This is a genomic window from Streptomyces sp. NPDC043952 (assembly GCF_056435325.1).
Map to the genome: position 1 here is coordinate 72,953 of NZ_JBWKES010000024.1, position 15,013 is coordinate 87,965.

The 15,013-nt window shown below is 72.1% G+C and carries 11 protein-coding genes and 2 pseudogenes; 6 read left to right on the plus strand and 7 right to left on the minus strand.

Annotation, left to right across the window (positions count from 1 at the left end; all coding sequences use genetic code 11):
• Positions 1 to 49: 49 nt before the first annotated feature.
• Together AC069R_RS24605 and AC069R_RS24610 are read right to left on the minus strand one after the other, a co-directional pair.
• On the minus strand, positions 50 to 964 hold the full coding sequence (locus AC069R_RS24605) for a carbohydrate ABC transporter permease (RefSeq protein WP_478768976.1): 915 nt from the start codon (positions 962 to 964) through the stop codon (positions 50 to 52).
• The gene (locus tag AC069R_RS24610; RefSeq protein ID WP_478768977.1) at positions 961 to 1,872 is read right to left on the minus strand and encodes a carbohydrate ABC transporter permease; all 912 of its coding nucleotides are present in this window, start codon (positions 1,870 to 1,872) and stop codon (positions 961 to 963) included. The genes AC069R_RS24605 and AC069R_RS24610 overlap by 4 nt, the downstream gene beginning before the upstream one ends.
• Before the next feature lie 329 nt (positions 1,873 to 2,201).
• Here AC069R_RS24610 and AC069R_RS24615 point away from each other — a divergent pair, with 329 nt between their 5' ends.
• A complete protein-coding gene (locus tag AC069R_RS24615) occupies positions 2,202 to 4,472 on the plus strand; it encodes an FAD-dependent oxidoreductase (protein WP_478768978.1) in 2,271 nt (756 codons plus the stop codon).
• 270 nt (positions 4,473 to 4,742) lie between these two features.
• On the opposite strand, the gene AC069R_RS24620 is transcribed toward AC069R_RS24615, so the two are convergent.
• Both AC069R_RS24620 and AC069R_RS24625 read right to left on the minus strand, forming a co-directional pair.
• Positions 4,743 to 5,531: an IclR family transcriptional regulator gene (locus AC069R_RS24620; RefSeq protein WP_478768979.1), complete on the minus strand. Its 789-nt coding sequence runs from the start codon at positions 5,529 to 5,531 to the stop codon at positions 4,743 to 4,745.
• Positions 5,532 to 5,676: 145 nt separating this feature from the next.
• Entirely contained in the window at positions 5,677 to 6,270 is a 594-nt protein-coding gene (locus AC069R_RS24625) for a TetR/AcrR family transcriptional regulator (RefSeq protein ID WP_478768980.1), read from the minus strand.
• 96 nt (positions 6,271 to 6,366) lie between these two features.
• On the opposite strand from AC069R_RS24625, the gene AC069R_RS24630 reads away from it, so the two are divergent.
• Positions 6,367 to 7,158, plus strand: a complete 792-nt coding sequence (locus AC069R_RS24630) for an SDR family NAD(P)-dependent oxidoreductase (RefSeq protein WP_478768981.1) — start codon at positions 6,367 to 6,369, stop codon at positions 7,156 to 7,158.
• 261 nt (positions 7,159 to 7,419) lie between these two features.
• On the plus strand, positions 7,420 to 8,796 hold the full coding sequence (locus AC069R_RS24635) for a hypothetical protein (protein WP_478768982.1): 1,377 nt from the start codon (positions 7,420 to 7,422) through the stop codon (positions 8,794 to 8,796).
• A 37-nt stretch (positions 8,797 to 8,833) separates the two neighbouring features.
• Here AC069R_RS24635 and AC069R_RS24640 read toward each other — a convergent pair whose 3' ends face one another.
• A complete protein-coding gene (locus AC069R_RS24640; protein WP_478768983.1) occupies positions 8,834 to 10,765 on the minus strand; it encodes a hypothetical protein in 1,932 nt (643 codons plus the stop codon).
• 231 nt (positions 10,766 to 10,996) lie between these two features.
• Between AC069R_RS24640 and AC069R_RS24645 the strand changes: the two genes are divergently transcribed.
• The gene (locus tag AC069R_RS24645) at positions 10,997 to 12,226 is read left to right on the plus strand and encodes an ROK family transcriptional regulator (protein WP_478768984.1); all 1,230 of its coding nucleotides are present in this window, start codon (positions 10,997 to 10,999) and stop codon (positions 12,224 to 12,226) included.
• 70 nt (positions 12,227 to 12,296) lie between these two features.
• Here the strand turns inward: AC069R_RS24645 and AC069R_RS24650 are convergent.
• Positions 12,297 to 13,166, minus strand: a pseudogene (locus tag AC069R_RS24650) (L,D-transpeptidase); the annotation flags it as partial.
• A gap of 18 nt (positions 13,167 to 13,184) precedes the next feature.
• Here AC069R_RS24650 and AC069R_RS24655 point away from each other — a divergent pair.
• Positions 13,185 to 13,592: pseudogene (locus tag AC069R_RS24655) on the plus strand (sensor histidine kinase); the annotation flags it as partial.
• Entirely contained in the window at positions 13,589 to 14,161 is a 573-nt protein-coding gene (locus AC069R_RS24660; protein WP_478768985.1) for a hypothetical protein, read from the plus strand. The pseudogene AC069R_RS24655 and the gene AC069R_RS24660, both read left to right, overlap by 4 nt.
• A gap of 24 nt (positions 14,162 to 14,185) precedes the next feature.
• Here AC069R_RS24660 and AC069R_RS24665 read toward each other — a convergent pair.
• On the minus strand, positions 14,186 to 15,013 hold an 828-nt coding region (locus AC069R_RS24665), incomplete at its 5' end, for an LCP family protein (protein ID WP_478768986.1).

The window sequence follows — 15,013 nt, forward strand, 5'->3', positions numbered from 1 at the left end:
CGATGGGGCGGAGCGGAGCGGGGTGCGGTGCCGGGTGCGGGGCGGCGGGTCACTTCACCGCGCCGGCGGTGAGGCCGCCGACCAGGAAGCGCTGGAGGAACATGAAGGCGACGACGACGGGCAGCGAGACCACCAGGGACGCGGCCATCAGGGCGGGCCAGGACGTCTGGGTCTCGCCGATATAGGTGTTCACCAGACCGGGCGGCAGCGTCATCGTGCGGTTGTCGGCGAGGCTGAGCGCGAAGATGAAGTCGTTCCAGCCGCGGACGAAGGAGAACAGCCCGGCGGCGGCCATGCCGGGTGCCGCGAGCGGGGCGACCACGGTGTGCAGGGTGCGCAGGCGCGAGGCACCGTCGATGGCGGCGGCTTCCAGCAGCGCGTCCGGGATGGTGTCGAAGATGCCCTTGAGCATCCACACGCACAGCGGCAGGGTGAAGGTGCTGAACGACAGGACGAGCGCCGTATAGCCGCCCAGCAGCCCGAGCTGCCGGAACAGCGCGTAGAGCGTGATCAGCAGCAGGGTCTGCGGGAACATCTGCGAGGCCAGCACGAAGTTCATCAGCGAACGGCGGCCCCGGTAGCGGAACTTCGAGAACGAGTAGCCCATGTAGGTGGAGACGATCACGCTGAGCACGGCCGTGACCAGCGAGACGACGAGACTGTTCGTCAGATAGCGGAACAGCGCCGGATTGTCGGCCACCGCGCGGAAGTTGGCGAAGGTGACGCTGCCGGGCAGGAAGTCCGGCGGGAAGCGGAAGACCTGCTCGGCCGGGCTGAGCGCGGTGACCAGCATCCAGTACAGCGGGAACAGGCCGAAGAACCCGATCACGAGCACCGCGGCCCAGGCGAGGAGGCGCGAGCGCAGGCGCTCGGGGCGTATCCGGGGGCGCCGGGCGCGGGCGGTGCCGCCCCGCTGCCGGGAGCGTTCCCCGGTGCGGGCCGCGTCCAGGGTCGTGGTGGTCATGCGCGGTCCTCCCGCTGGGACAGGTACAGGTAGCCGCTCACCAGGACCAGCAGGAGCAGCATCCACAGGCCGCCGAGCGCGCTGGCCCGGCCGAGGTCGAAGCCCTGGAAGGCGTCCTGGTAGACGGCGACGGCGAAGGTCTGCGTGGCGTTGGCGGGGCCGCCGCCGGTGAGCACGTAAATGGTGTCGAAGTGCTGGAAGTTCCAGATGAACTCCAGCAGCAGCGCGAGCAGCGCGATGGAGCGCACGCCGGGCCAGGTGATGGAGCCAAAGCGCCGGAGCATCCCGGCACCGTCGACGGAGGCGGCCTCGTACAGCTCGGCCGGTACGGTCTGGAGGCCGGCCAGCATCATGACCATCATCCAGGGGAAGCTCGCCCAGGTCTTGGTCACGATCACCGCGAACATCGCGGTGCCGGGCTGGCCGAGCCAGGAGACCGGCTCATGGATGAGGTGCAGCTTCATGAGCGCGCCGTTGAGCAGCCCGTAGTTGGCGTTGAAGATCCACATCCACAGGAACGAGGTGACGACGCCGGGGATCACCCACGGGAAGAGGAAGAGTCCGCGCAGGAACCCGCTGCCCCTGAGGCCCGCGTTCAGGGCGAGGGCGAGCCCGAAACCGATGGTGAACGCGGCGACCGTGGAGCCGGCGGTGAACACCAGGGTGTGTTCGAGGGTGGGCCAGAAGTCCCGGTGCAGCGCGTCGGCGAAGTTGGACAGTCCGGTGAACCGACGGCCGGGAAACCTGAGGTCCTGGCGGAAGAAGCCGGTGGTGAGCGAGGCGATCAGCGGATACAGGATGATCGCGACGAACAGCGCCAGACCGGGCAGGGCCAGCAGCACGGCGAACATGCCGTCCGACAGCCGTGGGCCTGTCTGCCTGGTCGGCACCGTACGCGGGATGGTCACAGTGCGGCTTCCTCTCGGGACGGGGCGGCAGCGCGCCTTGCCCGGCGGAGGGAGGCGGCGGTTTCTCGGTGAAGCAACATCGGCGACACATGGCTGAATCTGCCATGCAATATGTGGGATGATCAGTCACTGAGTGGGGGCTGTCAACCCTACTTTCGTCCCGGATTTAGACCCTCCGGTGGGCGCGTGTGGCGTCCGGTGCGGACTTCTGCACATCGCACCCATTCTCTGCATGCCCTTTCCATTGACGCGTGCCAGCGTGCACACTGACCCCTCAGTGGCGCCCACGCGGACGCGCCGCCGCCGCACCTCGCAAGGGAGCCGAACAGATGCGCCAGGAAGAGTTCCACCACGACATCGCCGTCATCGGCGGCGGACTCGCCGGGGTCTGCGCCGCCATCGCCGCGGCGCGCCTCGGGCAGCGGGTGGCGCTCGTGCACAACCGTCCCGTGCTGGGCGGCAACAGCAGCAGCGAGGTCCGCGTCTGGGTGTGCGGTGCCACGGCCCACGGCGTCCAGCGCTACGCCCGCGAGAGCGGGATCATGGGAGAGCTGTACACGGAGAACCAGTACCGGAACCCGGAGGGCAACCCCTACTACTGGGACCAGGTGGTGCTGGACGCGGTCCTCGCCGAACCGCTCGTCGACCTCTTCCTCAACACCGACGTGCGCGAGGCCGAGGCGGACGGCCCCGAGGACGACCGGACCATCCGCTCCGCCACCGGCTGGATGATGGGCTCGGAGCGCCTGATCACCTTCCGCGCCCGGCTCTTCCTGGACTGCACCGGCGACGGCCTGCTCGGCGAACTCGCCGGGGCCCGCAGCCGCATCGGGCGCGAGTCGGCGGCCGACTTCGGCGAACCCTGGGCCCCCGAGGAAGCCGACGGCGGGCTGCTCGGCTCCACCATCCTCTTCTACACCAAGGACGCCGGCCGCCCCGTGCCCTTCGTGCCGCCCTCGTACGCGAAGGACATCACCAAGACACCCATCCTGCGCAACCGCGTCCTGCGCACCGGCGACAACGGCTGTGACTACTGGTGGATCGAGTGGGGCGGCGAGCTGGACACCGTCCACGACAACGAGGCCATCCGGGACGAACTGCACGCCGTCGTCATGGGCATCTGGGACCACATCAAGAACTCGGGCCGCTTCGACGCCGACCGCCTCACCCTGGAATGGGTGGGCAGCCTGCCCGGCAAGCGCGAGTACCGCCGCTTCGTCGGCGACCACGTCCTCACCCAGCAGGACATCCTCGCCCAGCGCCGCTTCGAGGACCGGGTGGCCTTCGGCGGCTGGTCGATCGACCTGCATCCCGTCCAGGGCATGTACGCCGACGGACCGGGCGCCCTCCAGCGCTACACCGACGGCGTCTTCCACATCCCGCTGCGCAGCCTCTACTCCGTCAACGTCGGCAATCTGCTGTTCGCCGGCCGGAACATCTCCGCCACCCACATCGCCTTCGGCGCCACCCGCGTGATGGCCACCTGCGCCACCCTCGGCGAGGCCGCCGGCACCGCCGCCGCGCTCTGCGCCGAACGCGGGATCGGTCCGAGGACCCTGGCCACCAAAGACCCCGGCCTCGTCGGGCAGGTGCTGCTGCGCCAGGACGCCTCCGTCATGGGCGTCCGCAACGAGGACCCGCACGACCTGGCCCGCACCGCGCGGGTCAGCGCGTCCTCGCACCTGACCCGGCTGGCCGCCGAGCCGGGGCCCGGCAGGCCCGCCGAACCCTGCCCCCTCAGCCGCGACTACGGCTTCCTGCTGCCCGTCGACCCGGTCCTGACCGGCGTGGAACTGCTGGTCTCCGCCGGGCAGGACACCGAACTCACCGTCGAACTGTGGAGCACCCGGCTCCCGGAGAACGCCGTCCCCCTCGACCTGCTGCGCACCGAGCGGGTCGCCGTCCCGGCGGGCGGCCCGGCATGGGTGACCGCCCCGCTACGGCACACCCCCGACACCCCGGAGAACGTGGTCGTCGTCGTCCGCGCCGATCCGCACGCCGGTCTCCATCTCGTCCCGGCACCCACCGAGGGCGTCCTCGCGCTGCGTCACCGCGCCGCCGGAGACGCGGGCGTCGACCACGACATCCCCGAGCAGGAGGGCCAGGCCGTACTGGAATGGTCCGCGCGCGAGCTGCGCCGCCGGTCCTTCTGCTTCCGCGCCCTGCCGCAGACGGCGGCATTCGCGCCCGGCAAGGCGGTCGGCGGCTTCCAACGGCCCTTCGGCGGGCCGCAGATGTGGGTGTCCGGCGACCCGGCTCCGGGCTCCTGGCTGCTGCTGGAGTGGGACGCGGCGCACGAACTGCGCACCGTGCGGGTGGTGATGGACGACGACGTGGACACCTACCTCATCAATCTGCACCGGCACCGTACGCCCGAGCCGGTGGCCCCGCAGCTGCTGCGCGACTACCGGATCGAGGTGCGCGACGAGTCCGGCGCGTGGCACACCGTGGTCACCGTGCGCGACAACCGCCGCCGCCACCGGGTGCACCGGCTGGACACGGCCGGACCGGTACGCGCCGACGCGCTGCGGATCACGGTGGACGCGACCCACGGGGCGCCGCGGGCCCACCTGTTCACCGTACGGGCGTACGAGGACTGAGAGGCCCTGAGCCGGCCCGGCCCGGCCGCGTCCCACAGGACCGGCCGCGCCGAGCCGACGTCGCCCGGCCGCCGACGCCGGCGTCACTCGGCGGTCGCCATCACCCGGCGGTCGCCATCACCCGGTGGTCGGCGTCATCCGGTGGTCGGCGTCGCCCGGTGGTCGGCGTCATCCGGTGGTCGGCGTCGCCCGGCGGCCGACGCCGGCGTCACTCGGCGGTCGGCGTCACGCCGCGGCCGGATGCGCCGGTGGCCGGAAATGCCCGGTCCGTCAGTACGCGCCGAGGGCCTGGCTGACCGCGTCCGCCGCCTCGATCACCTGGCCGACCAGTTCCGCCTCGCGGGTTCCGGGCCTGCCCGCCGAGGGCAGGCTGCCCAGCAGCGAGGCCGGGCCCCACAGGGAGATCGCCGCGACCACGGCGCCTCGGGAGTCCAGCACCGGAGCGGCCAGCGAGGAGCGGCCCAGCGCGCGCTCCTGGACCTCGGTGGCGTACCCGACGCGGCGTACCGTCTCGCACACCTCGTCCAGCTCCTCGTGCGCGGTGACGGTGTACTCGGTGAGCGCCTCCAGCTTCGCGCCCAGCACCGCGCGGCGCTGCTCGCCCGTCATCCGGGACATGAGGCACTTGCCCATCGCGGTGGCGTGCAGCGGCGCGGTCTGCCCGGCCTGGGTGTACGCCTTGGGCGCGCGTGCGCCCTCGAAGTTGGCGATGAAGAACAGTTCGGCGCCGCGCAGCACGGCCACGTTGGCGCCCAGCTCGGTACGGGCCGCCAGGCCCTGGAGCACCATCCGGGCAGCCCGGTGCACGGGGTGGCTGTTCAGCGCCATGGTGGCCAGCGGCAGCGTGCCCAGGCCCAGCCGGTACAGGCCGCTGGCCGGGTTGCGCTCCACCAGTTCCAGCTGTTCGAGCGTGGCCAGCAGCCGGGACGTGGTGGAGGGACCCAGCCCGGCGTCCGCCGCGATGTCGGAGACCCGGCGCTCCGGGTTGCCGGTCCCCAGCGCGCGCAGGACGGAGACGGCCCGTTCGACACTCTGGTTGGTCCCCTGCTCGGCAGACATGGCCAAGCCTCCTCATCCGTCCACGCTGTTCCGGGGAGGCGCACAGTGAACCTCACCGCCCGATCTTGCAACAAGATTGCAGAATGCGGAATCCCAGGTCAACACGTCAAGGGCGGGCCCGTGGCCGCGAGCTGCCCGGACGGTGTCACCGGGGGTTCCGCAGCCCCGCCAGCACGGTCTCCAGGACCAGGTCGGTGGCCTCGTCCACCGGCGTGTCGTCCAGCAGCCCGCCCACCGCGAGGGCGGCCAGCCCGTGCACGGCGGAGAAGGCCACCTGCGCGAGGCGGACGGGATCGCCGGGGCGCACGACTTTCGCGTGCTGCGCCTCGGCGACCAGTTCGGCGGCGATCTCCAGGCACGTGTGGCCGAGCCGGTGCAGCTCCTCTCCCACCGGCTCCTCGTGTTTCGCGGCGAACATCAGCCCGAGCAGCGCGGCGCGCTCGGTCGCGAACCCGACGTAGGCGCGGCCCAGTTCGGTCAGCCGCCGCTCCACGGGTCCCGGACCGCCGGCCGCCGCCCGCATGCGCTGGTTGAGGTCGGTGAACCCGTCGATCACCAGGGCGTCGAGCAGGGCCTGGCGGTCGCGGAAGTGGCGGGTGGGCGCGGCATGGCTGACGCCGATGTCACGGGCGAGTCCGCGCAGTGAAAGCCCGGCGACCCCGGCCTCGGCCAGCACCGCCTCGGCCCGTTGCAGCAGGGCGGACCGCAGATTGCCGTGATGGTAAGAGCCTTCCTGCACGTACTTCCTCCTCGATGTTGTCGGTTGACTACAATGATGTCACGTGCCTACATTGCCGTGTCATCGCATACGGACGACGAAAACGGAGCGCCGCCCATGCCCACCCTCTCGTACCGGGGCACCTGTGCCCTGATCACCGGCGCCAGCGCGGGCCTCGGCGAGGAATTCGCCCGCCAGTGGGCGGCGCGCGGCGCCGACGTGGTGCTGGTCGCCCGCCGCCTCGACCGCCTGGAGAAGCTCGCCGCCGAACTCCGTGAGGAGTACGGCGTCACCGCCACCGCGATCGCCGCGGACCTCGCCGAACCCGGTGCCGGTGCCGGGCTGCGGGACGAACTCGGCGCCCGCGGCATCACCGTCCAGACCCTGATCAACAACGCCGGCTTCGGCAGCCACGGCGCCTTCCTGACGCAGGACCCGGAGCAGATCAGCCGCATGATCCAGCTCAACGTCTGCGCGGTCGCCGACCTCACGCGGGCCTTCCTCCCGTCGCTGGCCGCCGACGGCCGGGGCGCCCTCGTGACGGTGGCGAGCACGGCCGCCTACCAGCCCACCCCGGCCATGGCCGTCTACGGCGCGACCAAGGCCTTCGTCCTGAGCCTCACCGAGGCGATCGCCTACGAGACCCGCGATACGGGCCTGCGGGTGCTGGCGGTCTCTCCGGGCCCGGTCGAGACCGAGTTCTTCGACGTCGTGGGCACCCGCGACGCGGTGGTCGGACATGTCGCCACCCCCGCCGAGGTGGTCACGGCGACCCGCCGGGCGCTGGAGCGGCCCCGGACCCCGCCGAGCGTCGTCGCCGGTCTCGGCAACCGCCTGTCGGCCGTCGCGGCGCAACTCGCCCCACGCCGCCTCGTGTTGGCCACCACGGGACGCGCCCTCAAGGCGTGACGGCACCTCACCCGCCGGCCGGTCCGCGGTGTTCGGGCGTGCGCGCGGGGCGCGGTGAAGGCCGGAGCGGGTGGTGGGCGGGGCAGGCGGGGATGCCCCGATGCGCAGCTTCGCGGGGATGACGAGGTGAAATTCCCTGTGATTCGCGGCTTTTGATCCCCCGTGCGTGGTCTGCGGGACGAGACGGGAACGGCGCGGCGTGGTGGAGTCGGCGGCTCGTGGCGTTGCACGCCGGTCGTTCTGTCTTGCGGGGTGTGGGAGATGTACGGATCGTATGGATTCACCGATTCGATGGTGGCCTGGCTGACGCCGGCCAGGGACGGCCGCTGGGACATCGCCGCGCTCAGGGCGGCGGAGGTCGTCCCGCACGCACTGGCCCTGGAGCTGCTTCCCACGAGGGTGGAGCAGCTGGCGCAGCGCCTCGGGTACTGGCACGCGAGTTCACCCGAGAACGCCGCCGAATTCGTGCTGTACCAGGCGCCCCAACTGACCCCGGACGTGGTGGACATCGTCTTCAGCGGCGCCCAGGACCACATCGACTGCGTGTGGATGGCGGTTTCGGGCCGCTACGACATGTTCTGGCAGCTGACGGTGCGGCTGACGCACGGCACGGTGGACTACGGGGGCATGCAGCGGGCGGCGACGCGGATGCTGCGCCGGCACGGTGACGTCCACATGACCGAGGAATACGCGCTTCAGGAGCTGTGGAACCGCTTGCCGGGCAATGACGGGCTGGCGGCCGAGTGGCTCGACGAGCTCCAGATGTCGGCGTATTCCGGTTCCGGCCAGGAGTGGCAGGGCGGGCCCGCCGCCGAGGTGGCGGAGCCCTGGCCGGCGGTCGCCGAAGCGGCGGAGTCCCGGCCTGCGGTGGCCGAGGTGGCGGAGTCCCGGCCTGCGGTCGCCGGAGCGGTCCCGCGTCCCGGCGGCGAGCCGGAGCCCCGGCAGGCGAGACCGGCCAGGCGGACCGCGGCTCAGCGCGGCGCGCGCAGGCAGCGGAAGTCCGGGCAGGCGGGTGTGGCGCAGACGTCCCAGCCCGCGCAGGTCACGGCGGAGGTCGCGGCGGGGCCGGGAGAACCGGAGGCCGCAGCGGCGAAGCCCGGACAGGCAGCCGGGAAGCACGAGCCCGAGCGGACGGCGGCGGTGGCAGGGGCGGAGGAGGCGAAGGACAGGGCAGGAGAAGCGGAAGCCGGGAAGAAGGAGGATTCCCGGAAACGACGCCGGCCCCGGTTCCGGGTGACCCTCACCGAGCAGGACCTGATCCTGCTCGGAGCCATGGCACACACGGAGCCCGAGAACGTAGCGGACCTCGCCAGGGCGCTCGGGTCTTCGGCGGACGTGGTGGGCGACGTGCTGCGGGATCTGGCGGACCGGGCGGGGATACCGGGTGTCGACGCGCCGGCCCGCTTCGCCCTCCTGATGCGGGATGTCAGGGACGGTACGGGAGTCATGACCGGCCTCGCTCGCGCCGACCTCCCCGCACCCGCGCCCGCTCCCGAACCCGCGCCCGCTCCCGAACCCGCTCCCGCACCCGCCCGCACCCCGAAGCGGACCGCCTCTTCCCCCGCCAAGTCCCGCAGAGCGGCCGGAGCTTTTCGGGAGAGGCTTGCCGCGGGCCGCCCCAAGCGACCGCGTTCCTGAATCGCGCGGTCGCCCGGAGCGGCCCCGGCCGCCGTGATCACGCCTTGTGCAATTGCAGGACCGTGACGCTGTGGGCGGGGAAGTCCCAGGTGAAGTCTCCGGTGCCGACGGAGGTGGTCGCCTGGTCGATGTGCACCGCGTTCGGCGACGACGGGGTGTTGTACGACTGGTAGCCCGGACCGGCCAGCGTCCAGGAGTCGACCGAGCCGGTGTGCGTGTAGGAGCTCCCGGCCGTCACGGTCGCGGACACGTCGTTGCCGGGATCACAGTTGATGACGGTGATGAGGATATTGCCAGCGGCGTCCTTCGAGGCGAGCGGCTGGAGCGAACTGAGCTTTCCGCCCGTGGACAGGGTCCGGGTGGGATTGTTCGTGACCGAGTTCTTGATCCGGTCCTGGCCGGCCATCTTCGACATCAGCTGGATCGCCATGGCCGCCGGCTCGACGACGGCGGGCTGGGTGGCCGTCGCCGGGCCGCCGAACAGGACATTGTTCATGTCGGAGACGCCGAGATCCGTCGGTGGCGGGGAGAACGTGTAGTCGATCAGGGCGTGCCGCTCCGCCCCGAGCACGTTGGCCGACGTCTGGGCCAGGATGAAGCTGCGCAACTGGGCCGCGTTCAGCACTCCCTGGCCCTCCCACAGCAGGGAGTCGGGGAAGTCCGGGTTGCCGCCCGTGTTCCCGTACTCGCTCACCAGCAGCGAGATCTGGCCGGCGCGGGCACCCGCGTACGCGACGATGTTGTTGTGCACGCCCGTGATCGCCGAGGACTGGTTTCCGGGCGTGTTCATCAGCTGGCCCATGAAGTCGTCGGTGTCGGAGTAGGTCTTCGGGTCCGCCACGTACGAATGGAAGACCACACAGTCGTACGGATTGGTGGAGCCCATGACCTGGAAGAACTGCTTGGTGTCCAGCGAGGAGCAGACCGGCAGGCTGGGGGCCACCTTCTTGACGGCGTTGTAGAAGTCGACGAAGCCCTCGTGCGGGCCCGACTGGTACGTGGAGGTCAGGACCGCGCCGCTCGGCGGTATGTTCCCGTGGGTGCCGTCGCCGAACGTCACCTTGCCGGTGGTGGGGTCCAGCGCGTAGTCGTCGACCGCGCCGACCGAGCTCAGGTTGGCGACCCGGGTCCAGGCGACCCCGTTGACGTAGACGGTGGTGGCCGAACCGACCACGGGGGCGTACCGGATGGCGAACGACTGGTTCGCCGTGCCCTTGCTGACCCCCGCCGCGTCGCGCCAGTCGTCCGGCTGGGACAGCCGCTGCTTGGCGAACGACGTCGTGCCGCCGAACGCGTACAGGCAGGCCAGCTTGTCGATGGAGGCGCAGGAGGGGTTCGTGTAGGAGACGGCGGTGCCGTTCATCCAGTACTGCTGGCCGGTGTAGTAGGGCTCGTTGCCGATCTCGGCGTAGGAGACCGGATACGGCGCCGCGTGGCCGTTGTCCGCGCGGGTTTGGGCCCAGTCGGTGCCGCCGTCCTGGTTCCCGCCGGGCGTGCCGGTCATGTACGACACGAAGTCCGCCGCCTTCTGCGCGGTCTCCGTGGCGGAGTTCAGCATCAGGTCGCCGGTGGTGCCGGTGTCGTCGAGCATTTTGCCGAACTCGTCCGGGCCGAAGGTGCTGTCCACCGGGACGGGGGCCGTCGGGCTTCCGTTGACCTGGTCCGAGCGGCCCGACTGGGCGCCGATCGCCTTGTCGAACTGGAAGGTGTTGGCCATCGTGCCGCCGGGATAGCGGATCATGGACAGGCCGGTCTGCTTGATCGCGTCCTCGACGCCCGGATACGTGCGGCCCGTCTTCGGGTCGGCGGCGCCGCTGCCGTCGAGGCCGTACCGGTGGTTCGCGCCGAAGATCAGGGGGCTGATGTCCTGGCCGGTGACGGTCGACGGGTCGACGCTGACCGTCACCGTGGCCGCCGACGCCGGCGGCGAGGCGGCGGCGAACGCCATCAGCGCCAGGACGGGCGCCATGACACCGAGCCGCCACCTTCTCCTTCTCCTGCCCATGCTGATCCTCTTTTCTCACGCCTCCGCGGGCGGGGGATCCGGACCGCGGGCGTCGGCGGACGACCGGAAGACACGGGAAGCCCCTGCGGGCCCTGGCCGCTTGCCAATTGATTTCCGCACAGTAGAAACTAATGGCAAGGGGCCGTCAACCCTTTGCTCGCAGTCCCGGATCCGGCCGACCCACGGAGGAACCCCATGACGATCCAGCAGAGCGCGGGGCCCGGTACGGCCGGCCGGCTGGAGAGTCTGCGCCGCAGCAACACCGCCGTGGTCCTGCGCGCCGTCAGGAACAGCGGCCCGCTGGCCCGTTCGGAGATCGCGGACCTCACCGGGCTGAGCCCGACCGCGGTGACCAAGATCAGCGCTGTCCTCGCACAGGCCGGTTACGTCGTCGAATCCAGCAGGCCGCCCGCGGGAGGACGGGAACCCGGCCGGCCCCGCGTGCCGGTCGAACTCGACACGGCGCGGCACCGGTTCATCGGCGTGCACCTCGGTCTGCGACGGGTCACGGCCGGTCTGCTGAACCTCTCGGGCGAGGTCGTCTCGATCACCGCCCGCGACCACTTCGCCGAGCGGCCCGCCCGCGTACTCGCTCTCGCCCGCGACCTGGTGGACGAGCTGCTGTCCGGGAGCGGCGGCGCGTCGGTGCTGGGCTACAGCGCGTGCTGCGGCGGCTGGGTCGACCCCGTGGAAGGCGTCGTCCGGGAGTTCACGGGCCTGGGCTGGCACGACGTACCGCTCCGGGAGGGGCTGCGGGTACCCGGCCTGCCCGCGCCGACGGTCGACTCGACGGTGCGTGTGCTGGCCCTGGCCGAGGCGCGGCTGGGCGCGGCACGGGGGGCCGACGACGTGCTCTACCTGTTCGTGGGGAACGTGCTCGGCTCCGCGCACGTCCTGCACGGCCGGATCGCCCGCGGCCGCATCGCGGCGGCCGGCGTCATCGACCACCTGGCCGTCGGCGACGGCGGGCACGGCATCCGCTGCGCCTGCGGCCGCACCGACTGCCTGGGGGCGAACGGAAGCGACGGGGCGGTCGTCGCGGCCGCGGCGGACGAGGGGCTGGTGCGCGCCGACGCCCGTATCGAGGACGTCATCGCGCTCGCGCGCGCCGGCACCGGACCGGCCGCCCGGGCAGCCGCCCTGCTCAGGCGGCGGGCGGACGGCGTGGGTGCCGCCCTGGGTGTTCTCCTCGACCTGTACGACCCCGACGTCGCCGTGGTCGGCGGGGGCGTCCGGCTGGCTCCCGAGCACTTCCCGGACCTGGTCGCCGCCGCGCGCGCCCGCCGCGCCCTCCCGCACGCGGACACGCCCGTCGTACCGTCCGCGCTGACCGGGCCGTCCGCGCTGGTCCAGGGCGCGGCGGCACCGGCACTGGACGCCTTCTTCGCCGACCCGCTGGCGGCCACGGCGACGACACCGCGGTGACGCCTCGGGCGTGAAGGACGCCGGCCCCGGCCGGCGGCCATCGGGTACGGCCGGCGGCCACCGGTACGGCTCAGCGCAGGGCGCTCCTGTCCTGCCACTGGTCCCAGGACAGATTCCAGTCGCCGAAGCCGTTCCCCGGCGCGATGACGCCCTTGGTCTCCTTGCCGGTGATCTCGAACGGATCCCCCGGCCGCACCTGCCGGTACAGCCAGTCCGCGTCGGCGTTGCTCATCCCGATGCAGCCGTGGCTGCGGTTCTCCTTGCCGAAGTAGGCGGCGTTCCACTGCGCGGCATGCGCGTACATCCCCGACCAGGTCAGGCGCATCGAGTCGGCCACCATCTGGTCGTAGGTGGAACCGAGGCCGACGGTCTCGGAGTTCATCCGGATCGTGCCCTCCTTCGCGATCAGCACCGCCGTGCCACGCCAGGACCGGGTGTCACCGGAGGGCGTGCCGGCGGAGACCGGGATCGTCCGGACCGTCCTGCCGTCGCGGACCAGCCGGAGCTGATGGCTGTCGAGATCGGCCTTGACCACCTGCCGGGTGCCGATGGTGAACGTGGTCGTGCAGTCACGTATGAACCAGCCGCCGGAGCCCGAGTCCGTGCCGTTCAGCTCGGCGTCCAGGGTGACCTTGGTACCGGTCTTCCAGTACGCCTTCGGCCGCCAGTCCGCCCTGTCCTTCCCGGAGTAGTCGCGCACCCAGGCCCAGGATCCCTCGGTCCCGTCCGAGGTGGTGATCTTGAGCCGCTTCTCGACCTCGGCCTTGTCGGTCACCGGGTTGTCGAAGACGAGCGAGATGGGCTGGGCGATGCCCACCGTGGTACCGGTGCCCGGCCGCCAGTCGACCTTGTTGACCTTGTCCGGCGGAGCCGTGGTGAAGGAAGCGGTGGTCCTGTCCCCGCTGCCGCCCTTCGCGCGGGTCACCGCCGTGACGGAGTACCGCGATCGCGATGGACCGACGGCCGGGTGCGGACCGAACTGACCGAGGGCGTGCGCGCCCGGCTCGACCCCCGCCGCTTCGACGTCGTCGTCGCCAACCTCGTCGGCAACGCGCTGCGCCACGGGGGCGCTCCCGTCACCGTGCGCCTGCGCACCGAGAACCGCCCCGGCGGCAGGTCCGTCCTGGTCACGGAGGTCGCCGACGCCGGTCCCGGCATCCGCCCGGAGTCCCTGCCGTACATCTTCGACCGCTTCTACAAGGCCGACGCGGCGCGCACCCGTTCGGTGGGCAGCGGGCTCGGACTCGCGATCACCCTGGAGAACGTACGCCTGCACGGCGGCACCGTCCGCGCGGCGAACCTGCCCGCAGGCGGTGCCGTCTTCACCGCCGAGATTCCCCTGCACGCCGAGGAGAGCGCGGTATGAGGCGCGGGCCGGGCCGCCGGCGCACGGCCGCCGCGACCGCTGCCGTGTCCCTGCTGCTGCTCGGCGGCTGCGGCGTCCAGCGGACGGGTGTCGTCCAGGTGGGCGGCCCCGCCACCCTGGAGGCGTACGTCGACCCCGCCTACGGTTTCCTGCTTTTCCTCCGCGACCCGGACGGCGGGGTGGTCCCGGTCGTCAGAACCCTGGCACGCCCCTCACCGGGCTCGCCGGAGCGGGCGGTTCTCGCACTGCTCCGGGGCCCTGAGCCGACGGACCGGGCCGCCGGGCTCGGCACCGCGCTGCCCCCGCCCGTCCCCGGCGCGAGCACCGAGGTGCGGCCCTCCGGGAGCGAAGGCGTCAGCGCCACCCTGCCGATCCCGCTGCGGGGCCTGAACGGGACCGCGCTGAGCCAGCTGACCTGCACCATCGCCTACAGCGACGGAGCCGGCCGCGATGTCACCGTGCGCATGCGGGGCAGCGACGGCGTCTCGACGGCCGGAACCTGCCCCCTGGGCCGCCTCGATACCGCACCCGCTCAGCCCGGAAGCCCGAGCGGAGCCCCGGCCGGGTGAGGGCCGCGGGCTCCGCCGTCTTCGTCATCCGTCCGAGTCGGGCCTGCCGCCCGCTGCCGCGTACGCCTCGGACGGCGTCATCGGGACCCCGTCGAGGGTGACGGTCTTGTAGGGGCTGACCTTGGCGCACGCCTTGGCCTGGTCGGCGGTTGAGGCATGGGCGCCGCCGACCGCGGACCTGGTGGCGGGCGGATCCGAGGAGGCGCCGCCGGGATAGCCGGTGCCGCTGGGCCAGTCGCCGCCGACGACCAGGGTCAGGCCCGTGGCGGTGCCCTGCTTCAGGTGGGCGGCGGGCAGCTTGAGCGCCCTGGCGACCGTCCGGGCCTCGGCCTCCTGCCCGGCGCCGTACGTGAGCGTGGTGGCCGCCGACAAGCGCGGCGCGTTCGCGGCGGTCGTACCGGAGCCGAAGCCCTGGCCGGTGAGCGCGGCGGCGATGGCGGAGGCGCGGCCGGTGACGGCGGTGCCGTTCTCCACCGTCACCGCGATCTGCCACGCGGGCACGGTCGCCTCGGCCGCCTCGGCGGTCGCCGTGGATCTCCCCCCGGAACCGGTGGTCAGGGACCGGTCGTTGGCGATGGCCGAGAACAGGGTCTCGGCGCCCGCTGCCACCACGACCCGGTTGCCGTCGTCCGGATCGGGGGTCGTCTGCATGGTCGTGAAGGTCATCCGCCTGGCGGGCACCTTGTTCACGTCCGCGGCGAGCCCGATCAGCTTCTTCACCGTGTCGAGGCCGTTGTCCACGGTGAGCGCCTTGGTCGCGGCGTCGGCGAGGTCGTAGACGGCGCCGGGGTCGGTGAGGGTGCCCGCGCTCTTGAACTTCCGGATCATCGAACTGAGGAAGATGTGCTGGGA